The 25,210-nt window shown below is 55.5% G+C and carries 22 protein-coding genes; 8 read left to right on the top strand and 14 right to left on the bottom strand.

Annotation, left to right across the window (positions count from 1 at the left end; genetic code table 11):
- Complete coding sequence (locus AAF463_RS21320) at nucleotides 1–1,248, bottom strand: alpha-hydroxy acid oxidase (RefSeq protein ID WP_350262429.1); 1,248 nt, start codon at nucleotides 1,246–1,248, stop codon at nucleotides 1–3.
- Between the two features lie 205 nt (nucleotides 1,249–1,453).
- Between AAF463_RS21320 and AAF463_RS21315 the strand changes: the two genes are divergently transcribed.
- Nucleotides 1,454–2,119, top strand: a complete 666-nt coding sequence (locus AAF463_RS21315) for an aspartate/glutamate racemase family protein (RefSeq protein WP_110866925.1) — start codon at nucleotides 1,454–1,456, stop codon at nucleotides 2,117–2,119.
- Entirely contained in the window at nucleotides 2,113–3,393 is a 1,281-nt protein-coding gene (otnK, locus tag AAF463_RS21310; protein ID WP_350262428.1) for a 3-oxo-tetronate kinase, read from the top strand. Before AAF463_RS21315 ends, otnK begins: the two co-directional genes overlap by 7 nt.
- Nucleotides 3,394–3,433: 40 nt before the next feature.
- On the opposite strand, the gene AAF463_RS21305 is transcribed toward otnK, so the two are convergent.
- From AAF463_RS21305 to arnB, 11 genes are all read right to left on the bottom strand, one after another.
- On the bottom strand, nucleotides 3,434–4,654 hold the full coding sequence (locus AAF463_RS21305) for an aromatic amino acid transporter (protein WP_350262427.1): 1,221 nt from the start codon (nucleotides 4,652–4,654) through the stop codon (nucleotides 3,434–3,436).
- A gap of 127 nt (nucleotides 4,655–4,781) precedes the next feature.
- Nucleotides 4,782–5,792, bottom strand: coding sequence for a Gfo/Idh/MocA family oxidoreductase (locus AAF463_RS21300; RefSeq protein ID WP_192234907.1), 1,011 nt, complete (start codon nucleotides 5,790–5,792; stop codon nucleotides 4,782–4,784).
- An 11-nt stretch (nucleotides 5,793–5,803) separates the two neighbouring features.
- The gene (locus AAF463_RS21295; protein WP_336768190.1) at nucleotides 5,804–6,625 is read right to left on the bottom strand and encodes a TIM barrel protein; all 822 of its coding nucleotides are present in this window, start codon (nucleotides 6,623–6,625) and stop codon (nucleotides 5,804–5,806) included.
- A gap of 131 nt (nucleotides 6,626–6,756) precedes the next feature.
- Complete coding sequence (locus AAF463_RS21290; RefSeq protein ID WP_222233968.1) at nucleotides 6,757–8,193, bottom strand: sugar porter family MFS transporter; 1,437 nt, start codon at nucleotides 8,191–8,193, stop codon at nucleotides 6,757–6,759.
- Between the two features lie 329 nt (nucleotides 8,194–8,522).
- Entirely contained in the window at nucleotides 8,523–8,888 is a 366-nt protein-coding gene (gene arnF / locus AAF463_RS21285; RefSeq protein ID WP_350262426.1) for a 4-amino-4-deoxy-L-arabinose-phosphoundecaprenol flippase subunit ArnF, read from the bottom strand.
- Complete coding sequence (gene arnE, locus AAF463_RS21280) at nucleotides 8,885–9,205, bottom strand: 4-amino-4-deoxy-L-arabinose-phosphoundecaprenol flippase subunit ArnE (RefSeq protein ID WP_101761459.1); 321 nt, start codon at nucleotides 9,203–9,205, stop codon at nucleotides 8,885–8,887. The genes arnF and arnE overlap by 4 nt, the downstream gene beginning before the upstream one ends.
- The gene (gene arnT, locus AAF463_RS21275; RefSeq protein WP_350262425.1) at nucleotides 9,202–10,863 is read right to left on the bottom strand and encodes a lipid IV(A) 4-amino-4-deoxy-L-arabinosyltransferase; all 1,662 of its coding nucleotides are present in this window, start codon (nucleotides 10,861–10,863) and stop codon (nucleotides 9,202–9,204) included. Before arnT ends, arnE begins: the two co-directional genes overlap by 4 nt.
- A 17-nt stretch (nucleotides 10,864–10,880) precedes the next feature.
- Nucleotides 10,881–11,765 (bottom strand): 4-deoxy-4-formamido-L-arabinose-phosphoundecaprenol deformylase, encoded by an 885-nt coding sequence (gene arnD / locus AAF463_RS21270; protein WP_350262424.1) that lies wholly within the window; start codon nucleotides 11,763–11,765, stop codon nucleotides 10,881–10,883.
- Entirely contained in the window at nucleotides 11,762–13,741 is a 1,980-nt protein-coding gene (gene arnA, locus AAF463_RS21265) for a bifunctional UDP-4-amino-4-deoxy-L-arabinose formyltransferase/UDP-glucuronic acid oxidase ArnA (protein WP_350262423.1), read from the bottom strand. Before arnA ends, arnD begins: the two co-directional genes overlap by 4 nt.
- Entirely contained in the window at nucleotides 13,738–14,724 is a 987-nt protein-coding gene (gene arnC / locus AAF463_RS21260; protein WP_217548156.1) for an undecaprenyl-phosphate 4-deoxy-4-formamido-L-arabinose transferase, read from the bottom strand. Before arnC ends, arnA begins: the two co-directional genes overlap by 4 nt.
- A 1-nt stretch (nucleotide 14,725) precedes the next feature.
- On the bottom strand, nucleotides 14,726–15,862 hold the full coding sequence (arnB, locus tag AAF463_RS21255; protein ID WP_271460397.1) for a UDP-4-amino-4-deoxy-L-arabinose aminotransferase: 1,137 nt from the start codon (nucleotides 15,860–15,862) through the stop codon (nucleotides 14,726–14,728).
- A 243-nt stretch (nucleotides 15,863–16,105) separates the two neighbouring features.
- On the opposite strand from arnB, the gene AAF463_RS21250 reads away from it, so the two are divergent.
- The 4 genes from AAF463_RS21250 to AAF463_RS21235 all read left to right on the top strand — a co-directional run bounded on the left by AAF463_RS21250 (nucleotide 16,106) and on the right by AAF463_RS21235 (nucleotide 20,292).
- A complete protein-coding gene (locus AAF463_RS21250) occupies nucleotides 16,106–16,315 on the top strand; it encodes a hypothetical protein (RefSeq protein WP_101761453.1) in 210 nt (69 codons plus the stop codon).
- A gap of 138 nt (nucleotides 16,316–16,453) precedes the next feature.
- Nucleotides 16,454–17,221 carry an A24 family peptidase gene (locus AAF463_RS21245; protein ID WP_350262422.1) on the top strand — a complete coding sequence of 256 codons (768 nt, stop codon included), beginning with the start codon at nucleotides 16,454–16,456 and terminating at the stop codon, nucleotides 17,219–17,221.
- Between the two features lie 206 nt (nucleotides 17,222–17,427).
- The gene (locus tag AAF463_RS21240) at nucleotides 17,428–18,813 is read left to right on the top strand and encodes a diaminobutyrate--2-oxoglutarate transaminase (RefSeq protein WP_110866938.1); all 1,386 of its coding nucleotides are present in this window, start codon (nucleotides 17,428–17,430) and stop codon (nucleotides 18,811–18,813) included.
- Nucleotides 18,814–18,825: 12 nt separating this feature from the next.
- Nucleotides 18,826–20,292 carry an aspartate aminotransferase family protein gene (locus AAF463_RS21235; RefSeq protein ID WP_336768179.1) on the top strand — a complete coding sequence of 489 codons (1,467 nt, stop codon included), beginning with the start codon at nucleotides 18,826–18,828 and terminating at the stop codon, nucleotides 20,290–20,292.
- Between the two features lie 37 nt (nucleotides 20,293–20,329).
- On the opposite strand, the gene AAF463_RS21230 is transcribed toward AAF463_RS21235, so the two are convergent.
- On the bottom strand, nucleotides 20,330–21,256 hold the full coding sequence (locus AAF463_RS21230; RefSeq protein WP_350262421.1) for a LysR family transcriptional regulator: 927 nt from the start codon (nucleotides 21,254–21,256) through the stop codon (nucleotides 20,330–20,332).
- Between the two features lie 97 nt (nucleotides 21,257–21,353).
- On the opposite strand from AAF463_RS21230, the gene AAF463_RS21225 reads away from it, so the two are divergent.
- Nucleotides 21,354–22,217, top strand: coding sequence for an aldo/keto reductase family oxidoreductase (locus tag AAF463_RS21225; protein ID WP_137386925.1), 864 nt, complete (start codon nucleotides 21,354–21,356; stop codon nucleotides 22,215–22,217).
- 87 nt (nucleotides 22,218–22,304) lie between these two features.
- On the opposite strand, the gene AAF463_RS21220 is transcribed toward AAF463_RS21225, so the two are convergent.
- A complete protein-coding gene (locus tag AAF463_RS21220; RefSeq protein ID WP_350262420.1) occupies nucleotides 22,305–23,789 on the bottom strand; it encodes a PLP-dependent aminotransferase family protein in 1,485 nt (494 codons plus the stop codon).
- A gap of 109 nt (nucleotides 23,790–23,898) precedes the next feature.
- On the opposite strand from AAF463_RS21220, the gene gabT reads away from it, so the two are divergent.
- Nucleotides 23,899–25,161: a 4-aminobutyrate--2-oxoglutarate transaminase gene (gene gabT / locus AAF463_RS21215; RefSeq protein ID WP_350262418.1), complete on the top strand. Its 1,263-nt coding sequence runs from the start codon at nucleotides 23,899–23,901 to the stop codon at nucleotides 25,159–25,161.
- The last annotated feature ends 49 nt before the right edge of the window (nucleotides 25,162–25,210 follow it).

Raw genomic sequence — 25,210 nt, 5'->3', positions numbered from 1 at the left:
TTAATCCTCGCGTGCGAAAAAGGGTGCGCGACGCAGCAGCGCAGCATTAAGTTGCTCAGGCCGTGTCACGCCAATCAGCGCTAAATCGCGATCGATTTCATCCCGCAGGATATGCATGGCATGTTCAACGCCCGCCTGAGCGCCAATCACCGCGCCATACAGGAATGGACGACCAAGAAACACGAAGTCCGCGCCCAGCGCCATGGCTTTCATCACATCGGTGCCGCGACGGATGCCGCTATCAATAATCACCTTCATATTGCCCTTCGCCGCCGCGATTTCAGCGAGCGTATGCAGCGGTGGCACCGTGTGATCCAACTGACGGCCGCCGTGGTTGGAGAGAATCACCGCATCTGCGCCGAGATCACGCGCGATGAAGGCATCATCCGGCGACATCAGCCCTTTAATCACCAGATTGCCTCTCCATTTTTTACGGATCGCTTCAACGTGCTTCCAGCTCAGTTTGTCGCGTGCATTGGTGTTACGCACTTTGCTCGACATCATTGGCGGGCCGCGTTCAGCATCGGTATTTTCGAAGTGCGGCGCACCATGACGCAGGAAGGTTTGCGCCACCGTGCCCAGCAGCCAGCGCGGACTCATGGCGCTTTGCCACATCACTTTCGGCGTGATTTTTATCGGCATGCTGAAGCCGCTGCGGGTATTGTGTTCACGATTACCCAGCATCGGCGTATCACCGGTCACCACCAGCGTTTTATAGCCTGCGTGTTCAACGCGATCGACTAATCGATCGATGCGCGGTTGATCGCCCGCCAGATAGGCCTGAAACCAGGCGTCCGGATTAGCGGCGATCACCTCTTCCAGCGGAATCAGTGATGAGGCGCTCAGGATCATCGGCACATTCATGGCCCGTGCGGCTTTCGCCAGCATTAAGTCCGCGCGATAGCTGACAAACGACGCGCCACCAAGCGGAGCCACACCGAAGGGATGCGCCCAGTCATGGCCCAATAAATTCACCCGCTGATCGCGGCCCGAAACATCGCGGAACATACGCGGTACAAAGACATATTGCTGATAAGCTTCATGCGCGGCAGCAAGTCCTCTGCCGGTTTCCACGCCGCCTTTCACATACTGATAAATCATATTCGGCAACCGCTTACGCGCATGGCGTTCAAAATCTTCCAGCGCCAGCAGATCACGAAAATGGCGCGGCACCGTATTCGCAGGGCGCACCTGCGCTTCGGGTGTCACGTTAACGTTAATAGCGGTGGTTTCTCCACGAATGGTCATAGTGCGTTCTCAGGGTTAGCTAAAAGTAAGCGATTTCAAAATAGGCATTCAGACGAATGCATTCATTTCTATCCTGACAGATACGCAGTTTTTTTGTGTGACGAGCATCACCTTATCAAGACAAATGTAAGCCCTTACATTTTCATTTCGCCTCAGGTATGGTGTGCTGTAATTCACTTGTGTATCGCTAGTGTCGGAGAAAATGATGAGCCAACGCATAGTTTTACTGCATGCCACGCCGGTGGCGATGCCCCCTATTCAGGAAGCCTTTAACGATCTTTGGCCAGAGGCTGAAGTGGTGAATTTGCTGGATGATGGTTTGACGCTGGATCGCGCTAAAGAGGAACAGCTTTCACGCCAGTTGATTGATCGCTTTGTTGCTTTTGGCCGCTACGGTTATGCGATGAATGCGCAAGGAATTCTGGTGACCTGTTCAGCTTTTGGCCCGGCGATTGATGAACTCTCTGCGGCGTTGCCGGTGCCGGTGCTGAAACCGAATGAAGCGATGTTCGAGGCTGCGCTGCAGCAAGGCGAACGCATCGGCATGCTGGCGACCTTTGGTCCGTCATTAGTGACGATGTGCGATGAGTTTTATCACTATGCCGAACAGATTGGTTCATCCGCAACGCTGGAAAGCGTGCTGGTTCCGGATGCCATTGACCTGCTGCGTAAAGGTGACGTCGCCAGCCACAATCGTCTGGTCGCAGAGTTCGCGCCGCAGTTAAGTCACTGCGATGTAATTATGCTGGCTCACTTCTCCACCTCGCGCGCCGCCGACGCCGTGCGTGAAAAAGTCTCGATTCCGGTGTTAACGGCACCGCATGCCGCGGTAAAAAAAATGCAGTTAGCGATTGGAGGCTCATCATGCTGATTGGGGTCATCGCCGATGATTTTACCGGTGCCAGCGATATCGCCGTCACGCTGTCGAAAGGATTGCTGGGCGAAGGCGGATTGCGCACGACGCAATATCTTGGCGTACCGCAACAGCCTGCCGAGGAACAGGTGGAAGCAGGCGTCATTGCTTTGAAATCACGCTCTTTGCCAGCACAGGAAGCCGTTCAACAATCGCTGGCTGCTTGTGAATGGCTGTTGCAGCAAGGCTGTGCGCAGATCGTGTTTAAATATTGCTCGACCTTCGACTCGACCGATGCCGGCAACATTGGTCCGGTACTCGATGCGCTGGCTCAGCGATTAGCGGCGCACAATGTGATTGTCTGCCCGGCATTTCCCGCGATGGGCCGTACGCTTTATCAGGGCAATTTGTTTGTGCATGACCGTCCGCTGAATGAATCAGGCATGGAACATCATCCTCTAACGCCAATGAAGGATGCGGACATCCGCCGTTTGCTGGCGCGCCAGGCGAAAACGCGCGTCAGCCACATTGGCTGGCAGCAAGTGGTGCGAGGCAGTGAAGCACTGCGCGAGATACTGCAAGACCAAACAGATGAGGAAACGCAATTGGTGGTGGTGGATGCCCTCAGCGATCACGATTTAACGCTGATCGGCATCGCCGCTGCAGGAGAGAAGTTGATCAGTGGTGGATCGGGCATCGCGCTTGCCCTGCCGCACAACTTTATCAGCGCCGGTAAAGCACAAGGTATTAACAGTAAGTTTCCTGCCATTAAAGGTTCCAGCGCCATTTTAGTTGGCAGTTGTTCAGGTGCGACGCGCGGACAAATAGAGGAACACCAAAAACAGCATGCGGTGCTGGCCATTGAGATTGAGGATGTGATGGCGGAACGTATTGATGCTGACGATCTCGTGGACTTCATCCTCACCCATCAGGAACGTTGCCCGCTGATCTATTCCTCAGGCGATCCGGCAGTAGTGAAGCAAGCGCAGCAGCAGTTTGGCCAACACAACATCTCGCAACGCCTTGATCGGTTATTTGGTGATACGGCACGCAAATTGGTGCTTGAAGCAGGCATTCAGCGCTTAGTGGTTGGCGGCGGGGAAACTTCGGGCGCGGTGGTCAGCGCGTTAAATTTGGGTTCGCTGCAGGTTGGAAGTGAAATCGATCCTGGCGTGCCCGCCCTGTTTGCTCAGGGCGAGCGGCCGCTGGCGCTGGCGCTTAAATCGGGGAATTTTGGTCGGCGCGACTTCTTCTCGCATGCCCTTAACGTATTAGCCGGTTCTACGCATTAAATTTAAGACAACGTCGCGCTGACGTTGTCTTCTTCTCACTCTAACGGCCACCAAATTCCGGTAACACCCCAAACCAGCTCAACAGCCAGGCCAATATATTCATCGCGCCAAACACCAACAGTAAAACCACCGCCAGCGAACAGCGTTGCTGAGATTTCCATGCCAGCAGCGCGGGGATGATGACCGCCCACAAGGTGGCAAACAGTCCGGCAAAACCAATCGCGGCGACAAAGCCATTTGGCCACCAAATCGAGGCGAGTAACGGCGGCAGGAAAGTCAGGCTGGCGGTTTTCAGGCGTGAGACGGGTGAATTCGCGAATCCCAGACGATCGGCGATGAAATCAAACAGACCGGCGGTGACGCCAAGGAATGAGGCAATCACGGCGAAATGCGAGAAGATCGACATCATCAGCGCCAGCGCATTGACGTGCAGATGCGCACGCAGCGCCGCCATCAGCGCAGCGATATCGCCGCCCTGCTTCACAATCTCAGGAAACGCGGCGCGCGGTAGATTTCCCATGGTGCTGGTTAGCCAAAACAGATACAGCGCCAGCGACAGCAGCGTTCCCAACACCAAAGCCCGCGTGATGTTCTGCTTATTGCCGCCGTAATAGCTCACCAGACCGGTGATGTTGCCGTGGTAACCAAACGAAGCGAGACAAAACGGCAGCACGCCGAGTGCATAAGGCCAGTAACGTTCACCGGCTGCGGGTCCGCTTAGTAACGACGGCATGTTCACCTGTGTCAAAAGGCCGCCAAACAGCACGATTAACAGCAAAATTTTCGCCAGCACACAAAAGGTCATGAGGCGACTGACGCCGGTCGTACCGAGCCAAACGACGGCGGCGACGCACAGCGTCAGCAACACCTTGGCTTCTGCGGTTGAGATGGGTAATCCCAGCTGACTGATTGAGTGCTGATAGACCGGGCCGCTGGCTGAAATATACGCGTATGTCAGGATGCCAAGGACGAATAAGATGCTGAGGCCGTTCAGCGCCGCCCAGCCGCGTCCAAGCAAATCTTTGGTTAAAGTGTCGTATCCAGCGCCCGGCGGATACGTGAGGCTGACGCGCATAAACAACAAGCCGGACAGCAACATGCCGCCCCAGCTGATCAGCAGTAACACCATCGCCCAGCCAAACCACGCGCCCGCCATCACCACCGGCAGCGTAAACATCCCTGCGCCCACCACGGTGCCGCAAATAATCATCGCGCCCCACCATACCGAAGGCTGGCGGCGGGACAATGTCATCTCCGTCATCACTTATTCCCTACAAAACATCTTAAAGGCGGCGATGATACACGGGAAAACGCTAAGAAGAGAGTGTGATACGCGATAATACGCGCGCCAGTTCAACCTGACGCGCGTTTAAGGAAGGGAAAGCAACTTAGTTATAAAACGCCGGTTTCGCTGGCATAGTGACCGGTACGATGTCTCCGGATTTTTGCGCCGCAACACAGGCATCGGCAGCAACCGCCGCAGCGAAGCCATCCCAAGCAGACGGGCCGGTCATCTCACCCGACAACACGTTATTGATGAAGTCCTGCAACTCCACGTCATAGGCATCGATGAAACGCTTTTTCCAGTCGGTAAGAATGCTGGTGGAGAGTTTGGCCGCGCTGCGCGTCTGTACCGACATCGGTTCAGGCAGGCGCGCAATGCCGCTTTCGCCGACCACTTCACATTGAATATCGTAGCCGTAAGCGCAGTTAACGAAGATTTCGACGTCGATGCGCACGCCTTTGGCGGTTTCCAGCAGCACGATTTGCGGATCTTTCAGATGCGAAGCGGCTTTACTGGTTGAGCGCGGGTAGATCACCTGCGCACTGACGTAATCATCTTTCAGCAACCAGCGCAGCACATCGAGCTCATGAATCAACGTATCGGTGATCGCCATATCAGTAGTGTAGGAATCGCCGACTTCGGGATTGCGATGCGCGCAGTGCAGCATCAGCGGTTCGCCGATGTCACCGTTATCAATCACCGCCTTCAGCGCGCGGTAGCCCGCGTCGTAAGGACGCATAAAGCCGACCTGCACTAGCTTCTTACCGGCGGCGATTTCCGCTTCCACGATGTTCATACAACCCTGCGCGGTGACCGCCAGCGGCTTTTCGCAGAAAACCGCCTTGCCGGCTTTGATCGCTGCCAGCACAAACTCTTCATGGGTTGGGCCCCACGAGGTGACCAGAATCGCCTGCACCTCTGGCGCGTTAATCAGATCATGTGCGTTGTCGTAAATCTCCGCCTGAATGCCGAAATCGTGGATGATCTGCTCGCAGTTGCTGCGGTTGATGTCATTCAGCGCCACCACACGCGAATGTTGCAGCACCTGGCTGCAACGACGAATGTGTTCGCGACCGATCGCGCCCGTGCCAATTACACCGATATTGAGCGTCATGGAAGTGTTCCTTAGTTATTCAGGTAAGCAATGCTGGAGTGGATTTCACGAGCAATTTGTTCTTCGCTCCAGTTATCCATCACCGACGAAAACGGTTCGAAAGCGTAAATGCCGCGATAGCCCATCTCTTCCAGACGCTGCACTTGTTGTTTCGATTTCAGCACATCGTCGGCGCTTAACATGATGCGCTCTTCGTCGGTTAACTGATGCGTTGGGCGCGCGTCGGTCACGCCGGACAAATGCACCAGCCCGATATTGTTGACGTCGACGCCGCCAGCAAAGTCTTGTTCAGCCCCTTCGTACAAATGATGGTGAAAGGTATCCAGTACGATTTTGAACGGCGCGCCGGCTTGTTTGATCAGCTGCTGTGCCAGAGCCGCTGAACGCAGCGAGCTTTGCGGGAAACCGAGCGGTTCCACCAGACCGGCAATGCCATATTCGGCAAACAGTGGCGCCAGCGTTTTTAACGCATCGACGGTTTGCTGCTGGGAAATAACGGTGCCGTCATTCAGTGGGCAAAGGACTAACGCTTTCGCACCGGTGGCATGCGCGTCTTTTAATAAAGCGCGCGTTTTCTCCAGCACGTCATCGCTTAATTGGTTAAACGGATAAACCGCATTAATAGTTTCAATGGTAAAAGCATGCTGCGTCGCGAGATTGCGAACTTCTTCGCCTGTTAAATTATCGGTCACGCTACCACTTTTCATATCATTGCGGATTTCGACTTTATTTAACCCCAGCTTTTCAACCAGCGAGAAAAAACGCTCGAGACTAAGATTAGGCGCGATTTTACGATTAACGCAGAGTCGGTCATGGCTTATTTTGTAGGTCATGGTGTGTTCTATCCTGAAAGAGTAATATTTATTAGCTTCTGTTTTGTCATGTCGCGTCGATATCTTGCGATAGTAAGCGATGTTGTTTTGCTGCTCTGCCAGAACCTTGATTGATTTACATCAATGCAACATCATTTGTACAACTCATGGAAATAGTGCTCGACCTGTTCCAGGCTGCGTCCTTTGGTTTCCGGGATGGTGCGCAACACGAACATCGATCCCCCAATACCAATCACGGCAAAGGTTAAGAAGGCACCGGCCAGACCAAATGCCGCCAACAGCAACGGGAACGCCATGGAAATGGCGAAGTTGGCCATCCACAACGCAAATACCGCGCCGCCCATGCAAATACCGCGCATCCGCGCTGGAAAGATCTCGGAAAGTAATAGCCAGGTAACCGGCGACAACGCGCCTTGCTGGAAGCAAAGAAACATCAGCATGCCCGCCAGAACCAGATAGGCGCGCAGCAGATTGACGTCGCCTGCCGGGTGATATTCCGGCATGAAGAAACACACTGCGGCGATAAAAAACAGGCACGCGGTGCAGCCCATCTGACCAACCAGTACCAGCGGACGACGGCCGATTTTGCCGATCATCCAGATACCGATCAGCGTCATCAGCACCGAAATCACGCCGTTGGCGATGGTGGCGAACAGCGCGGCATCGTTGCTCAAGCCGGTTGCCGTCAGCATGGTAGGCGCGTAATACATGATGGTGTTGACGCCGGTCAGCTGCTGAATCGCCGCGATGCCGATACCAAGCAGGAACACTTTGCGCAGCCACGGCGTACGCAAATCGCGCAGGCGGCCTTTGCCCTGTTGCCGGTTCTCTTCGATGGTTTCTTCTATCTCTTCCAGCTCCCATTCGACGTCATCGGCCGCGCGGGTTTTCTCCAGTACTTTGCGTGCTTGCTGGCTATTACCGCGCATTACGAGCCAGCGCGGGCTTTCCGGCATAAAGATCATGCCCAACCACAGCAATACCGCTGGCACAGTTGAGATAGCGATCATCCAGCGCCACGTGTGTTCTCCACCCCAGATTTCATTGAAAGTGGCGTTGGAGACGTACGCCAGCAGCTGACCTGAAACAATCATCAGCTCCTGCAAGGTCACCAGTTGACCGCGCTTGTTCGCCGGGGCAATTTCCGCGATATACACCGGCACCGTGGCCGCTGCGCCACCGACGGCGATACCGAGGAACAGACGTGAAGCAATCATTGAGATGACATCCGGCGCGAAGGCCGAACCGATGGCGCCAAGGGCAAAAATAAAGGCCAGAGAAATGATGATCTTGCGGCGTCCCAGCGCGTCCGCGAAATGACCGGCGAGCAGCGCGCCAAAAGCGGCGCCAAACAGCAGTGAACTGGTGACTAACCCGGTGGTAAAGGGCGTGAGCTGCAGATCGTCACGCATAAATAGTAAAGCGCCTGATACTACACCGGTATCGTAGCCGAACAGCAATCCACCCAGCGTGGCGACCAGCGCAATAATTTTAACAAATGGCTCGGTGCGCGTGGCGCTATTGGGGCCGGAAGCGGTGTTAGTGGATATATAAAGTTCTCTTTCCATAATACCTCCTGGTGAAAAAAATTAAGGAAATACGGCAGAACAAAACAGAGCACTCACGCTAGCGGTGTTTTTATTTCATGTTAATTTTTATTTGGAATTTGTTTTTCGAAGTGTGAGTTCAAGCATTTTGGGATTTTTATTTTGATGGATTTACATCAGGGTGATGTATTTATTTAGGGATGCCTTTGAGGGGTTAAATAAAAAAGATCGCCATGAGTGGCGTAATGCCTTTCAATTAAGCGCCGTGTCACATCACTGCCCCTTCCTAAGCGGCGCAATTTATTGCGCAATAAATTGCGCCGCTACGGTATGTGCATAAATAAACACCATCACTTACGGCGCGGCAGCGAAACCAGCATCAAGCCAAACACGATCAGCACCACGCCAGCAAAGCTACTCCAGCGGAAGGTTTCGCCCAAAATCGGCAAGGAAATCGCGGCCAGCCACACCACTACATAACTCAAACTGAGCAGCGGATAGAGCCGGTTAAGCGGCAGCTGGCGCAGCGCCAGCATCCAGCACAACATCGACAGCGCATACGCCCCGAGGCCCATCGCCAACAGCAGCAGCGCTTTCCAGTGCTGCACACTCAGCAATTCACTTAATGGCGGGAAATCCAGCATCGCCAACCGCAGCACCAGTTGCGCCAGCGATACCAGCAACACGCTGCACAGCGCCAGCATCACGCCTTTCATAGATGACTTCCCATCAGCGCCACGCCAGCAACAATCGCCAGCGTGCCGATCCACTGCTGCACGCTGTAAGTTTCACGCCAGATCAGCCGCGCGGCGATGGCCACCAACACAAAGTTGAGACTCAACATCGGATAGGCCACGCTTACCGGCACCACGCGCAGCACCGCCAGCCACAGCAGCATGCCGATACCGAGCAGCAGGATGCTGAGCGCCAGCCAGGAAATCCCCTTTTTGATACCGAGATGGGCCGCCTGCTTTTGACACAGCTGGGCGGCACAGCTCAGCACGCTCACCAGTAAAATCAGCAGCAGATTCATGGTTTAGCATCATAGCCGTAGTAAACCAGGCGGCCCTGACGATAGACATCATCCGGTTCCGGCAGGTTTTTATCCGGCGTGCTGTCGCTGGCATTCAGCATCAAAACCAGCGAAACCTTGCCCAGCCGACGATGGATACGCAGCCAGTCGGCAAAGTTATCTGCATTAATATAATGTGACTTTGCATCTGGATAACTCAGGCCATATTGCAATTCGCCTTTGGCATCGTAGAAATTGATGTCGCTGCGCTGCAGTTCCCAGGCCACCGCCGATGCCACGCCAGGATTGTTTGCCAGCAGATAACGGCTATCCGCCAGCTGATCGTGTACCGCGCTAACAAAACTCTGTGGCTGCTTGGCATCGCGCACCTTGTCAGGAATGGCAAAACCCACCAGTAACGCCAGCGCCAGCGGACAGAGCGCGGCTAACTGCCAGCGACCCTTCTCCGGCTTGCGGCTCAGCCAGCCCATCACGGCCCAACCTATAAAGGAGAGCGCCGCACAGAGCACGCCCATCCCTTCATCGCCGCTATAAACCGGACGATGCGCAACGCCCCAGGGTGCCAGCACCACTAAAACCACAATGGTGATGACCAAACCGAACAGCAGATTGATCCAACCATTCACCTTTAGCGCTGTAACCACCTTTGTCGAAGCGCTGTGCGCGTAATGCGCCATCAGCAAGGCCAGCGGCGCGAAGCACGGTAAAATGTAGGTCGGCAGTTTGCCTTTAGCGATGCTGAAAAACAGCAGCGGTAACAGCACCCAGCTCAACAGATAAATCGAACCCGCTTGCTGGCTGCGCTGACGCCACGCACCAACCAGCGATCCCGGCAGCAGCGCCAGCCACGGCAAACAGCCTGCCAACAGCACCGGAATGTAATACCAGAATGGCGCTTTGTGCTGCGCGTCCGACTCGGCGAAACGCTGTATATGCTCGACCCAGAAGAAGTAATGCCAGAAATCGCCTTCCTGCTGATGAATCGCCAGCGCCCACGGCGTGCTGAGCAGCGCAGCGACCAACATCGTCAGCGGCCCCCAACGCAGCAATTCACCAAAGCGACGTTGCCAGATGGCCCACGGCAGAATCGCCAATACTGGCACCGCCAGCGCGAGGAAACCTTTGGTCATAAAGCCCATCGCGCAGGCCGCACCCAGCAACACATATCCGATCAATCGTTGCCGCGTGCTACTGGCCTGCGACGCCAGCCAGTAACTGCACATTGCCGCGACCAGCCACAGCATCAGGATCGGATCGAGCACCGCGTAAGTGCCGACGCCGTACACCAGCAACGAGGTGAGAAAAATAATGCTGCCGCTCAGCGCGATTTTACGGCTGGCGAACATCTGCGTGCCAAGCCAATACACCAATACCGCGCTCAACGTGGTGCTGAAAATCGATCCGGCGCGCACGCCAAAGTTGGTGTGACCAAACAGCAACTGGCCGAGGTTATTGACCCAATAACCGGCAATCGGTTTCTCGAAGTAGCGCAGATCGAAGAAATGCGGCACCACCCAATTGCCGCTAAACAGCATTTCCCGGCTGATTTCGGCATAGCGGGTTTCGTCCGGCTGCCATAAGGCGCGGAACTCAATCGGCATCAGGTAAAACAGCGCGAAGAGCGCGATAAGTAACACGGTTTTAGTGCCTGTACGCATCCGTGGTTCCTGTAAAATTAACGCTGGTAGCCTAGCCAGCCTTCACGTCCGGGAATATGCCCGCGTACGATATTGCCCTGTGGCAGCGCAGTGAGATCGTCGGGTAATAAGGCGCTGAGCGGACAGAACTGAATGTCTTGCTGCTCCGCACGCCTCAGCAGATCGGCGAACGCCTCAAGCCCGACAATCCCTTCCACTTCGGCATGAATGGTGTAAACCGGCGAACCGCTTGCGGCATGGATTTGCTCGAGGATGAAGTCATTAAAACCTTCCGCGCTCACCGATTGCCCAACCACTTCATCCCAGGTCGGCAAGGTCACCGGGATTTGTACCGTGCCGGGGCTGCCATCACTGAGAATCGGTATAAATGGACCGCTGCCGCGACAATCACTGTTGTAGCTGAAACCAAACTGCTGCTTGGCAGCCACCACGCGGCCATCAGCGCGCCAGCCCGCCACCGCTGAACAGGTGACATTGTCACCGATGATCGCTTCCAGCGCCTGTTTACCGCGCGCAATTTGCTCAACCAGTTTCTCTTGCGGCCACACGCCCGCCCAGGTTTGCCAGGCAAAGTGATCCCACGCATGCAAACCGACTTCATGATGATCGGCGGTGGCGCTGATGATCTCCTCCAGACCGCGACCAATCTCACGTCCCGGCCAGGCGGTGCCGGCCAGCAAAATATCCCAGCCGTAGAGTGATGCGGCGCGCGACCGCAGCATTTTCCACAGGAAACGCGGTTTTAACAGGCGCCACAAGTGGCGCCCCATATTGTCCGGCCCAACGCTGAAGAAAAAACTGGCCTGCAGCTGATGCAAACTGAATTGCTCCAGTAACGCCGGCACGCCAAGTTGGGTGCCGCGCCAGGTATCGACATCGACACGCAAACCGACTTTCTTCATGGTTTATCCTGTAGCTCAACGGTGCGCAGGAAGAAGTCCAGCGTGTTATCGATGGTGGTATCCATCTCTACGGTTGGCGTCCAGTCCAGCAGACGACGCGCGTTTTTGATCGACGGCTTACGGTGTTCCACGTCCTGATAACCTTTGCCGTAATAGCTGCTGCTTTCCACTTCACGGAAGCCGGCAAACGGCGGGAAGTTGCTGCGCAGCGGGTGACGTTCGAAACTCGCCAGCAGACGCTCGGCCAACTCTTTGATGCTGGCTTCGTTATCCGGGTTACCGATGTTGACGATCTGGCCGTCGCAGTTGTTCTGTTTGTTTTCGATAATACGGAACAGCGCTTCGATGCCGTCGCGAATATCGGTGAAGCAGCGCTTCTGTGCGCCGCCATCAATCAGCTTAATTGGTGAACCTTCCACCAGATTGAGGATCAGCTGCGTGATAGCACGAGAACTGCCGATACGCGCGGCATTCAGATTATCGAGGCGCGGCCCCATCCAGTTAAACGGACGGAACAGCGTAAAGCGCAGCCCTTCTTTCTCACCGTAAGCCCAAATCACGCGGTCCAGCAGCTGCTTAGACACCGAATATATCCAGCGCTGTTTATTGATCGGCCCAACCACCAGATTGGAGTGATCCTCATCGAAATGCTGATCGGTACACATGCCGTACACTTCGGAAGTCGATGGGAAAATGATGCGCTTTTTGTACTTCACGCAGTCACGAATGATTTTGAGGTTCTCTTCAAAGTCGAGCTCAAACACGCGCAGCGGATTGCGTGTGTACTCAATCGGCGTGGCGATGGCCACCAATGGCAACACCACGTCGCACTTCTTAATGTGATACTCGATCCATTCTGAGTGAATGCTGATGTCGCCTTCGACAAAGTGGAAGCGTGGCTGATCGAGGAAACGGCTGATGGCGTCAGAACCGATGTCTAAACCGTAGACTTCGAAGTTATCATCCTGCAGCAGACGCTCGGTGAGGTGGTTACCGATAAAACCGTTCACGCCGAGAATCAGCACGCGCGTGCGTCGTTTCACCGCCGCCACTGGCTGAGAATAGAGCAAGGCGCCCTTCACCATACCGAGGTTTTGCGCCAGCTGGCTGCCGTTCATAAACACGCCGTTATCGCTTTGACCGGTCACCACTTCCAGCGCGCCTTCAGCGCAGGCGATCAGGAATGGCTCAACAGAAAGCACGGTACCCGGTTTGGCCTGATGTTCAGTGCTGTGTACGCGACTTTTCCACACCACGAATTTCACCGTTCCGGCATAGGCGAACGCGCCGGGCCACGGATAGGTCACCGCGCGCACCAGATTATTGACCGTGTGCGCCGGTTGTTCCCATTTAATGCGGCCATCTTCTGGCGTGCGGCGCCCCACAACCGTGGCTTCGCGCTCATTTTGTGGTGTGGTAACGATATCGCCGCGTTTCACCGCCGGTAATGCGCCTTCCAGCACCTGCGTTGCACAGGCAACCAGCTTGCGATGCAGCGTTAACGCGTTGTCCTGCTCGTCAATCGCCACGCGCTGTTGCGCCACGATGTCACCGGCATCGGCGCGCTTCACCATGCGGTGCAGCGTTACGCCGGTTTCGGTTTCGCCATTGACCAGCACCCAGTTCAGCGGTGCGCGGCCACGGTATTTGGGCAGCAGCGAACCGTGCAGGTTAAAGGCACCCAAACGCGCACAGCTGAGAATGCTGTCGTTCAACAAAGCGCGGTAATAGAAAGAGAAGATGTAATCCGGTGCCATGGTTTTAATGCGATCGACCCACAGCGGATGATTGACATCCTCCGGCGCATAGACCGGAATGCCCTGCTCAGCGGCTAAACGCGCAACGGAGTCGAAAAAGTGGCTCTCAGTTCCTGTGTCTGAGTGGGTGAAAATAGCGCTGATTTCATAGCCAGCGTTCAGAAGTGCAGAAATACCCGCACAGCCCATTTCGGCGTAGGCGAAGACGACAGTTTTCATTGCTCAATTTCCTGTACAGATGAGGCGTTTTGCTGTGGGTGAATCACACGTTGGATGAAGTAGCGCGGACGGGCGCGTACGTCGTTGTAAATGCGGCCGATGTATTCGCCGAGTAATCCCATACCGATGAACTGCGCGCCGATAAAAATAAACAGCACCGCGAACAGCAGGAACACGCCATCACCGGCCCATGCCGCGCCGAGGAACAGACGCAGCACAATCAGAATCAGCGAGAAGGCAAAACCGGCCAGCGCAATCAAACTGCCGACGATGCTCAGCAAGCGCAGCGGCGTGGTGGTCAGGCAAGTGACCAGGTCATACATCAGGTTAATCAGCCGCATAAAGCTGTACTTTGAATCGCCAAATTCGCGCTCGGCGTGCGCCACCGGCAGCTCAATGGTGCGGCGCGCAAAGGTGTTGGCAAGGATGGGAATAAAGGTGCTGCGTTCGTGGCAGTTCAGCATCGCATCGACGATATGGCGGCGATAAGCGCGCAGCATGCAGCCGTAATCGCCCATCGCTTTGCCAGTGACGCGCTGAATCAGATGATTGATGGTGCGTGAGGCGCGACGGCGAAACCAGCTGTCCTGACGGTTTTGACGTACGGTGCCCACCACGTCATAGCCCTGCTTAGCCGCTTTCACCAGGTTCGGGATCTCTTCCGGCGGGTTTTGCAGGTCGGCATCCAGCGTGATGATTAAATCGCCGCTGACGTGGCTAAAGCCCGCCATGATTGCTGAGTGCTGGCCGTAATTACGGTTCAGCAATACGCCAACCACATGGCTGCCCGGCATATCGGCGGCATCGGCAATCATCTCGCCTGAGCGATCGCTGCTGCCGTCATCGACCAGCAGAATCTCGTACGCCAGATTTAATCCCGCACAGGCCGCATCAGTACGACGCACCAGTTCCGGCAGGCTCTCCTCTTCGTTGTACACCGGGATCACCACGGAGACTTTGCGAATGGCTTTTTCTTCCAGCATGTCAAACTCCAGCGATATGACGTAATGCGCTAATCACGCGCGTGACATCTTCATCGCGCATATCAGGGAACAACGGGATTGAGCAGATGCGATCGCTATTCCATTCGGTGTGCGGCAACGAGAGTTGCGGATAGCGTTCGCGGTAATATTTGTGGGTGTGCGCGGCACGGAAATGCAGCCCGGTGCCGATATCCTGCGCTTTCAAGGTTTCCATAAGCGCATCACGGCTGATGCCGCACTGCGCCTCATCAACGCGAATAATGAACAGATGCCACGCGTGTTGATGTGGCCATTCTGGCTGCGCCAGCGGCAGAAACGGCGTATTCGCCAGTTCAGTGAGATAGCGCTGCGCAATCGCCGCGCGGCGCTGATTGATGGCGGGCAACTTTTTCAGCTGCACCAAAGCAATTGCTGCGCTGATATCTGGCAGGTTGTATTTGAAACCCGGCATGATCACTTCGGCCTGCGGCTTGCGGCCGTGCGTGTGGCGATCGTACGCATCGACGCCGAGTCCGTGGAATTTCAGACTGCGCATGCGGTCGGCCAACGCCGCATCATCGGTGACAATCAAGCCACCTTCGGCGCAGGTCATGTTTTTGATGGCGTGGAAGGAGAAGATCGCCGTGCCCTGCTGGCCAACGTGCTTTTCTTTGTAATAACAGCCTGCGGCGTGCGCCGCATCTTCAATCACCGGAATGCCATGGCGCTCACCAATAGCGCGAATGGCATCTATATCGGCGGGCGCGCCAGCGTAATGCACCGGAATGATGGCGCGCGTACGCGGCGTGATCGCCGCTTCAATCAGCTCCGGCGTTACCATCAAGGTGTCGCGATCGATATCGATCATCACCGGCGTCGCACCCAGCAGCGTGATGATGTTGATGGTGGAAACCCAGGTTAGCGAAGGCGTGATCACCTCATCGCCGGGCTGGATGCCCAGCGCCAGCAGCGTGACGTGCATCCCCGCCGTGGCGGAGCTGACAGCAATCGCATGCTGATTGCCAGTGAGCTGGCAAAAAGCCTCTTCCAGTTCGGCATTTTTCGGGCCGGTGGTGATCCAACCCGACTCAAACACCGATTTAACGGCGGCTAACTCTTCTTCACCCAACGAGGGCCGTGAGAATGGTAGAAAATTCATTATGTTACCTTGGAATTAAGCACTATTTAACGGCCATTTATTCCAAAATACGCGGGTTAACTTAACGCAACATTAAATGAGAAGGGTACTAAGTCGGCTTTTTCTGACACGTTGAGGATTGGTAGAGGAAGGGTCAAATTTGCCGGTTTATCATCATGAACCAGCACACTTCTTAAGGTTAAATTAAGGTTTTGACCCTATACTAAGTCAGGATATGTCTTATAACGTCTGGAGGATAATGCGATGAGTACGGCTACTGACAGACTTTCTCAGGCAGCGCTGCGCCGCCACCATATTGGGGTGAAAACCAAAGGATTGCGCTATCGCGGCGATCTATATGTGTTCCGCTATAACGCCGGCCACTACGATGTGTTCCTTAATAACGACCGCGTAATGTCATTGAATACCAGCAATGTTCAGGAAGCGATTCAGCTGTTCAAGCAGCAAGCTTAATCTTCTCCTCTCCATTTCTGGAGCCCGCTCTGCAATCCCGATGTATGCCGCTGTAACGCCCTTTTACCTCTCGCACCTATCCTCGCTTCGGCGTAAAGTCCTGGCAACGACAAGCCTGGATGGCGCGAGGTATGAGTAATGGAATACGTATATGGCTTAATTAGTGGCCTATTAGGATTGGCCGTAGGCAGCTTTCTTAACGTGGTGATCTCGCGGTTGCCATTGCAAATAGTGCACCCGAACACTCCGCTAAATGTGTGTTGTCCGCCCTCTCACTGCCACCAATGCACCACCGCGCTGCGCTGGCGCGACAACATTCCGCTCATAAGTTGGTTACTGTTACGCGGTAAATGCCGTTATTGCCATTGTAAAATCAGCGGGCGTTATCCACAGGTGGAGGTAATTACCGCGCTTCTGACGCTGCTGCTTATCTGGCTGATGCCAGTCAATATGCAATTGCTGGGCGCGCTCATATTGTTCTGGGCGTTAACGGTATTAGCCTTTATTGACCTCGAACATCTGCTTTTACCGGATGTGATTACGCTGCCCTTGCTGTGGATTGCGCTGCTGTTTAAAGCGATGGGATGGCTACCCGGCTCATTACAAGAAGCGGTATGGGGATCCATAGCGGGATATTGCTTGTTGTGGGCGCTATCAATTTTATATCAATGGATTAGAGGGATTGAGGGATTAGGGATGGGCGATGCAAAACTGCTGGCGGCAATCGGCGCCTGGTTGGGCTGGTCGCTTTTACCCTGGGTGCTTTTATTGGCTTCGGGCGGCGCTATTTTATGTGTTTTGATTTCCAGAGTTAGCGGGCAGCGCGAGCTCAATCACGTCATCGCCTTTGGTCCGTGGATCGCCTTAGCGGCTATAAGTCTCTTTATTCATTCGATTATTTTTTAACCACCCCAACTGCGGTGCGAAATTAAGTGGCCAATTTCTGGCCAACGCCCTGATTCATATATGGAAAGAGTAAACAAATCTAAACAAAATTAATCATTGTGATGTAGGTCAAAAGGCTCTATATTGGCCGCGTTTTTTCACAGCTGTTACTTTTTTGTTCAATTAGTCAATTGGCGAGCCTTACGTGCCCCGGTTGAAGGAGAGATATGATGACGGATAAAGTCCGTATTGATAGTTTTGGTGCCAATGCATTCAACGGAAATAACGACGCATTCTTAGCCCGTCAGGCTGAGTTTGAATCTAACGTTAGGAGTTACCCGCGCAAACTGCCTTTAGCTATCGCTAAAGCCCATGGCGTGTGGATCACAGATGTTGAGAATAAACAATATCTTGACTGTCTGGCTGGCGCAGGGACGCTGGCACTGGGTCACAACCATCCTGATGTTCTCCAGAGCATTCAAAATGTCATTACCAGCGGCTTGCCGTTACATACTCTTGATCTGACTACTCCACTGAAAGATCAGTTCTCTGAGTCTCTGCTCTCGCTGCTGCCAGGCCAGGGTAAAGATTATTGCCTGCAGTTCACCGGCCCTTCTGGTGCCGATGCAGTTGAAGCCGCACTGAAACTGGCGAAGAAAGCCACTGGCCGTAGCGGCGTGATCAGCTTCTCTGGCGGTTATCACGGTATGACGCACGGCGCGCTGTCCGTCACCGGTAACCTGGCACCGAAAGAAGCGGTAGATGGCATGATGCCAGAAGTGCAGTTCATGCCTTATCCGCATCAGTATCGTTGCCCGCTGGGTATCGGTGGTGAAGCTGGCGTGAAAGCGCTGACCTATTATTTCGACAACCTGATCAACGACGTGGAAAGCGGCGTACGTAAGCCTGCTGCAGTAATCCTCGAAGCCGTTCAGGGCGAAGGCGGCGTGAACCCAGCACCCGCTGAGTGGCTGCAGCGCATCCGTAAAGTGACGCAGGAACACGGCATTCTGTTGATCCTCGACGAAGTTCAGGCTGGCTTTGCCCGTACCGGCAAATTCTTCGCCTTCGAACACGCCGGCATCGAGCCAGACATTATCGTGATGTCTAAAGCTGTGGGCGGTGGTCTGCCACTGGCTGTGCTGGGCATCAAAAAGCAGTTCGACGTTTGGTCACCGGGTCATCACACCGGCACCTTCCGTGGCAACCAGCTGGCGATGGCTACCGGCCTGACCACGTTGAAAATCCTCAAAGAGCAGGATATTGCAGGCAAAGTGGCCGCGCAGGGTGAATGGCTGAAACAGCAGCTGGCCGCGATGCAGAAACGCTTCCCGGTAATTGGTCACGTTCGTGGTCTCGGCATGATGATCGGTATTGAGATCGTTAAACCGAACGAAGCGGCCGATCACATGGGCAGCTTCCCGGCTGACGGCGAACTCTCTGCGCTGCTGCAGAAGAAGTGCTTCGAAGCAGGTCTGATTCTGGAGCGCGGTGGCCGTCATGGCGCAGTTCTGCGTCTGCTGCCTTCACTGCTGATCACCAACGATGAGCTGGCGATTTTCCTGGATAAATTTGAGCAGGCGCTGATTGGCGCTGGCGTCAAACCTGTTTGATTGGAAGAGTAAATGTCTGAAGTAAACCCGATTCTGGCCGCCTCTGCACAGAGCATTGAGGCGTACCAGCAGGCGATTGCCCAGAGCAGCGCCGCGGTTGTGCAGTGGCTGCAACAGCCTGAGATGTATCAAGGCAAAAGCGTTGCCGAACTGCGCGAGCGTATCACGCTCGACTTCAATCCAAACGGCCTGGGTAACCAGGCCGCGATTGAACGCGCGATTGAATATTTCCTGAAAGACAGTCTTTCAGTGCATCACCCGCAATGTGTAGCGCATCTGCACTGCCCGAGTCTGGTGGTAAGTCAGGCGGCAGAAGTCCTGATCAACGCCACCAATCAGAGTATGGATTCGTGGGATCAGAGCCCTTCTGCCACCATCATTGAGATCAAACTGATCGAATGGCTGCGTGCGCAAGTGGGTTACCCGGCTGGCGACGCCGGTGTGTTCACCAGCGGCGGCACCCAGAGCAACCTGATGGGTCTGATGCTGGCACGCGACGCCTTCTATCAGCGTCAGGGTCACTCGGTGCAGCAGCACGGGATCACTGGTGATCTGCGTAAGATCAAAGTGCTGTGTTCTGAAAACGCGCACTTCTCCGTACAGAAGAACATGGCGCTGCTTGGCCATGGCTACCAATCTGTGGTGCAGGTGAAGTCTGATGAGTTCGCCCGTATGGACGTGTCAGACCTGAAAGCCAAACTGGCGCAGGCCGACGCTAACGGCGAACAGATCCTGGCGATCGTGGCGACCGCCGGTACCACCGATGCCGGTGCGATCGATCCGCTGCGTGAAATTGCCGGCATTGCTGCCGAGCGCAACATTTGGGTACACGTTGATGCAGCATGGGGCGGCGCGCTGCTGCTGTCCGAGAAGTATCGCGACTACCTCGATGGCCTGGAGCGGGTGGATTCCGTCACTTTGGACTTCCATAAACAGTATTTCCAGACCATCAGCTGCGGCGCGTTCCTGCTGAAAGATGAGCGTCATTACGAGCTGATGCGCTATCAGGCGGCTTACCTGAACTCCGAGTTTGACGAAGAGGCCGGCGTACCGAATCTGGTATCCAAATCCCTGCAGACCACGCGTCGTTTCGATGCGCTGAAACTGTGGATGGGCCTGGAAGCGCTGGGTCAGAAACAGTACGCGGCGATTATCGATCACGGTGTCACGCTGGCGCAGGAAGTGGCGAAGTTTGTCACCTCTGAACCACGTCTGGAGCTGGTAATGCAGCCGCAGCTGGCTAGCGTGCTGTTCCGCTATCGTCCAGAGCAACTGACCGATACCGCTCAGATTGCCCTGTTCAACCAGCGTATCGGCGATGCGCTGCTGGATTCAGGCCGCGCCAACGTGGGTGTGACAGAGAATCAGGGCGTAACCTGCCTGAAGCTGACCTTGCTGAACCCAACCGTAACGCTGGAGGATGTTAAAGTCCTGCTGGCGCTGGTTGAGAAAACCGCAAATCAGCTGCTGAACGCGTAATCACCTGTGTTGCGAAAAAGCCGATAACTGGCAACGGTTATCGGCTTTTTTTCGCTTCTGCACCTGAATTCAGTTCGCGCACATAATCCAGAAATGCCTGAAGCGGCGCCGGGATCAGTCGGCGATCGTTGTAATAGAGCCACAAGCCAGAGAAGCTTTGCCACCAATCCGGCAAAATCGGCTGCAGGCTGCCATCACTCAGTGCCGGTTTAATCCAATCTTCAAACAGGTAGACTACGCCGCAGCCGGCGATCGCTGCTTCAACCGTCAAGTCCATCGCCGCGCCGATACTGCAAATCAGCGGCCCTTTCGGCTGCAAGCGCACGGTTTCCTCGCCACAGGTAAATTCCCATTCGGCAATCACGCCGGTCGCATAGCGTCCGTGTAAACAGCGATGCTGCACTAAGTCGCGCGGATGCTGTGGTTTACCGAATTGCGCCAGATACGCGGGAGATGCCGCCAGGGCAAAGCGCTGGGTGCGCGGACCGATTGGCAGCGCCACCATGTCCTGCTCCAGATGATCGTCGTAACGAATACCGGCATCACAGCTATCGCGGAACACATCCTGAACATTACTTTCCGCCACCACTTCCAGCTGGATATCGGGATAGCGCTTTAGAAATCCCGGCACAATCGCCGGTAACACAATGCGCGCGGCGCTCACCGGCACATTTAAGCGCAAGGTGCCGCCCGGCGTATCGCGGAAAGTGTTCAACGCATCCAGCGCCGCATCCACTTCGTTCATCGCCGGAAGCAGGCGCGACATCAGCGCCCTGCCGGCTTCTTTTAACGCCACGGTGCGCGTGGTGCGATTAAACAACCGTACGCCAAGTTGCTCTTCGGCACGCCGCACCGCATCACTTAAGCGCGACGGATTACTGCCGGTTATGCGCGCCGCCTCGCGAAACCCGCCTGCTTTGGCCACCGCCACCACCGCGTGCAGCAAGACGATATCCAATGTCATTGTTCGCTACCTCGTACACTGTGTCCCAATTTGTACGGATAGTTGCACAGCGTTTTGGCGATTACAATCTAACCACACACTGACGAAGGAGCTTTCCATGTCTCATCCAGCATTGACTTACACCCTTGGCGACCGCCAGGTTGCACGACTCGGTTACGGTGCCATGCAGTTAGCCGGTCCCGGCGTGTTTGGTCCGCCGAAAGATGAAGCACGTGCTTTACAGGTGCTGCGCGATGCGGTCGCAGCAGGCGTGAATCACATTGATACCAGCGACTTCTACGGTCCGCATATCACCAATCAGCTGATCAAAAAAGCGTTACACCCTTACGCCGACGATCTGGTTATCGTCACCAAAGTAGGCGCGCGCCGCAACGATAAAGGCGGCTGGTTACCGGCATTCACGCCAGAAGCGCTAACGCAAGCGGTGGAAGATAACCTGCGCAATCTAGGGCTTGATGTGATGGAAGTGGTGAATCTGCGTTCGATGCTGGACGTGCACGGACCGAAAGAGGGTTCGCTGGAGCCGCAGGTTGAAGCGATGATCAAGCTAAAAGAGCGCGGGCTGGTTCGACACATTGGTCTGAGCAACGTGACGGCTAAACAGGTGGCCGATGCCCAGGCGATGACGCCGATCGCCTGCGTGCAAAATCTCTATAATCTGGCCAATCGTCAGGATGAGGCGCTGCTCGACCAACTGGCAGCGCAAGGCATTCCTTATGTGCCATTTTTCCCCCTCGGCGGATTTTCACCGCTGCAGTCGGATCAGCTGAGCGAGGTAGCGAATGAGCTCAATGCTACGCCGCTGCAGGTGGCGCTGGCGTGGCTGCTGCAGCGTTCGCCCAATATTCTGCTGATTCCGGGCACGTCATCGCCGGAGCACCTGAAGCAGAACCTGGCGAGTAGCGAAGTGACACTTACGCCAGAAATTGTGCAGCGGCTAAACACCATCGGCCAGCGATAGAGCACCCTTCGTAGCGGCGCCATTTATTGCGCGTGTTTTGCCATATACATTGCGCAACAAATTGCGCCGCTACGGATTATTCACTGTTTAAATGATTTTTGCCTCGACCAGACAACCTTTGAGAATACCAAACGCATCCTGACACTGCCGCTCATCGACGCAGGCAAAACCCAACAGCAGGCCGCGCCGCTCCTGCGGATGCATATAATATTGCGACAACGGCCGCACCTTAACGCCGCGCCGTAGCGCCAGCGCGGCGACCGCCACATCGTCGCAGCCGGTTGGCAAATTCATTACCAGGTGCAATCCCGCCTCATGATTCACTACCGGCAGAAAATCGGCGCCCAAATAACGCTCAATCAGGCTCACCATAAAGCGCCGCCGCTGGCTGTAGAGCTTGCGCATGCGGCGAATGTGCGACATGTAATGCCCTTTTTGGATGAACTCTGCCAGCGCGCGCTGCACCAGCAAATGCCCGCCGCGATAGAGTTCCGCCGCCGCCACGCGCAGCGGCTGCGCCAGCGCTTTTGGCACCACCAGATAACCGAGACGCAGCGCCGGATAAAGCGTCTTGCTAAAAGTGCCCATATAAATCACCGGCGCATCCGGCTCAAAGCCTTGCAACGACGGGAACGGCTGGCCGGAGAAGCGAAACTCGCTGTCGTAATCATCTTCCACCAGCCAGGTTTTGTGTTTGCGCGCCAGATCGAGCAGCTGCTTGCGCCGCTCCAGGCTGAGATGCACGCCCAGCGGATATTGATGTGACGGTGTCACGAAAATCATCTTCGGTGCGCGACTGCGCGGCGGAAAATCGGGGATCAATCCCTGCTCATCCACCGCAATGGCATTGATTTTCAGTCCGTTGATGCGTAGCAGATTGCGCGTCCCCCAATAACCAGGCTCTTCGATCCACACCTGATCGCCGGGATCGCACAACACGCGCGAAACCAAATCCACCGCCTGATGAATCCCTTCGGTGATGATGATTTGGTCGGCATCGGCGCGTACCGAACGCGCCACACTCAGGTACTCCGCCAGAGCAGCACGCAGCTGTGCACAGCCGCCGTTGCTGCTGTAGATCAGCCGTTCGATATCCGGTTCACGGTTCAGACGCGCCTGAATCTGGCTGAAGAGTTTATGCGGGAACTGCGTGACATCCGGCGCGCCAGGCACAAAAGCGCCCCACTGATATGGCGAGGCATTGGCATGGCCGAGCAGCGAAGCGCCGCGTTTGGAAATCGCCGCCGGTTTCGCGGTTAACGTTTCGATCGGCGCCACGTTGCGCGGCGTGTTCAGCGATCCCTCCGGCAAATTTTCTGCAATCCATGTTCCGCTGCCGGTACGCGCCGTGACGTAGCCTTGTGCCATCAAATTCTCATACACGTTCAACACCGTGTTGCGCGACACCGACAGCTCGCGCGCCAAATCGCGCGTGGCGGGCAAGCGCGTGGCGCGCGGAAAAATGCCTTCTGCAATAGCGGCTTGCATACAGCTCAGCAAACGCTGCTGCAACGTCCCTTCCGGCATAAACTGCATGCGCTCTAATACATGATCGGCGTACAAACTTCGCAATTGGCTCCCCTCTTTTCACTGAAAGTGGCTCTGGCAAGATTACTCAGCGCAGGCATAAATAAGCGTGTTTGTCGTGATTTGTAAAGACGCTTATCGCTAAGGAAAGGTTATGGAAGGTAAAAACAGCCAGTTGCAGCAACGTAAAGATGATGCCCTGCCACGCGGCACCGGCAATCTTTGTCAGTGGTACGTAGAGCACGCGGAGAACGCCACGCTGCGCGATGGTGAAGGCAACAGCTGGATCGACTTCGCTGGCGGCATCGCGGTGCTGAACACCGGGCATCGCCATCCGCGCATCGTGCAGGCGATTGCCGATCAGTTAGAGAAATTTACCCATACCGCATTCCAGGTAACGCCGTATGAGAGCTATGTGGCGCTGGCGGAACGCCTCAATCGCGTGGTGCCGATTGCCGGTAAAGCCAAAACCGCGTTCTTCTCCACCGGCGCTGAAGCGGTAGAAAACGCGGTAAAAGTGGCGCGTGCGGCGACGCGTCGTCACGGCATCATCACCTTCGGCAACGCCTTCCACGGTCGTACTTTTATGACCATGGCGATGACCGGCAAAGTGGCCCCTTACAAACGCGACTTCGGTCCGATGCCCGCGTCGGTGTGGCACGCGCGCTACCCCAACAGCGTCACCGGCATCAGCGTTGATGATGCGCTGGCCAGCTTGCAGGATATTTTCGCGCAGGACATCGCGCCACAGGATGTTGCGGCCATCGTGCTGGAGCCAATTCAGGGCGAAGGCGGCTTCCACGTCGCGCCGCCTGAATTCTTCAACCGCCTGCGGTCGCTGGCCGATGAGCACGGCATTCTGCTGATTGCCGATGAAGTACAAACCGGCTTTGCCCGCACCGGCAAATTGTTCGCGATGGATCACTATACGGTGAAACCGGATCTCATCACCATGGCGAAAAGCCTCGCGGGCGGCATGCCGTTATCGGCGGTCAGCGGCCGGGCCGAGATTATGGATGCGCCGGGTCCAGGCGGCCTGGGCGGCACCTACGCTGGCAATCCGCTGGCAATTGCCGCGGCGCATGCGGTGCTGGACGTGATCGCCGACGAGAAGCTGTGCGAACGTGCGCAACAACTCGGTGCGCAGTTAACCGATTTCCTGCACAGCGCACGCAGCCAGTGTTCCTCCATCACCGACATTCGCGGCCTTGGCTCGATGATTGCGGTGGAGTTCGCCAGCGCGCAAACCGCGCAAACCATCCAGCAACACGCGATGGCGCGTGGGCTGTTGCTGCTTACTTGTGGCCCGCAGGGCAATGTCATCCGCTTCCTCTATCCGCTCACCATTCCTGATGCGCAGTTCGGCCAGGCGCTGGAGATCCTCAGCAGTGTGCTGAGTCAACACGCCGATTCGTAACAATCTACCCAGCTCGCGCGGCGGGCTGGGCTTCTCACCTGTTGTAACC

It is taken from the genome of Pantoea sp. BJ2 (assembly GCF_040255075.1).
GTDB lineage: Bacteria > Pseudomonadota > Gammaproteobacteria > Enterobacterales > Enterobacteriaceae > Pantoea > Pantoea leporis.
Note: the sequence above shows the minus strand (reverse complement) of the source record. Positions and strands in the feature narration are given on the sequence as shown.

Excerpts from the sequence above, each read along its gene's own strand:
- AAF463_RS21320 (WP_350262429.1), bottom strand. The coding sequence starts at position 1,248 with ATGACCATTCGTGGAGAAACCACCGCTATTAACGTTAACGTGACACCC.
- AAF463_RS21315 (WP_110866925.1), top strand. The coding sequence starts at position 1,454 with ATGAGCCAACGCATAGTTTTACTGCATGCCACGCCGGTGGCGATGCCC.
- otnK (WP_350262428.1), top strand. The coding sequence starts at position 2,113 with ATGCTGATTGGGGTCATCGCCGATGATTTTACCGGTGCCAGCGATATC.
- AAF463_RS21305 (WP_350262427.1), bottom strand. The coding sequence starts at position 4,654 with ATGACGGAGATGACATTGTCCCGCCGCCAGCCTTCGGTATGGTGGGGC.
- AAF463_RS21300 (WP_192234907.1), bottom strand. The coding sequence starts at position 5,792 with ATGACGCTCAATATCGGTGTAATTGGCACGGGCGCGATCGGTCGCGAA.
- AAF463_RS21295 (WP_336768190.1), bottom strand. The coding sequence starts at position 6,625 with ATGACCTACAAAATAAGCCATGACCGACTCTGCGTTAATCGTAAAATC.
- AAF463_RS21290 (WP_222233968.1), bottom strand. The coding sequence starts at position 8,193 with ATGGAAAGAGAACTTTATATATCCACTAACACCGCTTCCGGCCCCAAT.
- arnF (WP_350262426.1), bottom strand. The coding sequence starts at position 8,888 with ATGAAAGGCGTGATGCTGGCGCTGTGCAGCGTGTTGCTGGTATCGCTG.
- arnE (WP_101761459.1), bottom strand. The coding sequence starts at position 9,205 with ATGAATCTGCTGCTGATTTTACTGGTGAGCGTGCTGAGCTGTGCCGCC.
- arnT (WP_350262425.1), bottom strand. The coding sequence starts at position 10,863 with ATGCGTACAGGCACTAAAACCGTGTTACTTATCGCGCTCTTCGCGCTG.
- arnD (WP_350262424.1), bottom strand. The coding sequence starts at position 11,765 with ATGAAGAAAGTCGGTTTGCGTGTCGATGTCGATACCTGGCGCGGCACC.
- arnA (WP_350262423.1), bottom strand. The coding sequence starts at position 13,741 with ATGAAAACTGTCGTCTTCGCCTACGCCGAAATGGGCTGTGCGGGTATT.
- arnC (WP_217548156.1), bottom strand. The coding sequence starts at position 14,724 with ATGCTGGAAGAAAAAGCCATTCGCAAAGTCTCCGTGGTGATCCCGGTG.
- arnB (WP_271460397.1), bottom strand. The coding sequence starts at position 15,862 with ATGAATTTTCTACCATTCTCACGGCCCTCGTTGGGTGAAGAAGAGTTA.
- AAF463_RS21250 (WP_101761453.1), top strand. The coding sequence starts at position 16,106 with ATGAGTACGGCTACTGACAGACTTTCTCAGGCAGCGCTGCGCCGCCAC.
- AAF463_RS21245 (WP_350262422.1), top strand. The coding sequence starts at position 16,454 with ATGGAATACGTATATGGCTTAATTAGTGGCCTATTAGGATTGGCCGTA.
- AAF463_RS21240 (WP_110866938.1), top strand. The coding sequence starts at position 17,428 with ATGATGACGGATAAAGTCCGTATTGATAGTTTTGGTGCCAATGCATTC.
- AAF463_RS21235 (WP_336768179.1), top strand. The coding sequence starts at position 18,826 with ATGTCTGAAGTAAACCCGATTCTGGCCGCCTCTGCACAGAGCATTGAG.
- AAF463_RS21230 (WP_350262421.1), bottom strand. The coding sequence starts at position 21,256 with ATGACATTGGATATCGTCTTGCTGCACGCGGTGGTGGCGGTGGCCAAA.
- AAF463_RS21225 (WP_137386925.1), top strand. The coding sequence starts at position 21,354 with ATGTCTCATCCAGCATTGACTTACACCCTTGGCGACCGCCAGGTTGCA.
- gabT (WP_350262418.1), top strand. The coding sequence starts at position 23,899 with ATGGAAGGTAAAAACAGCCAGTTGCAGCAACGTAAAGATGATGCCCTG.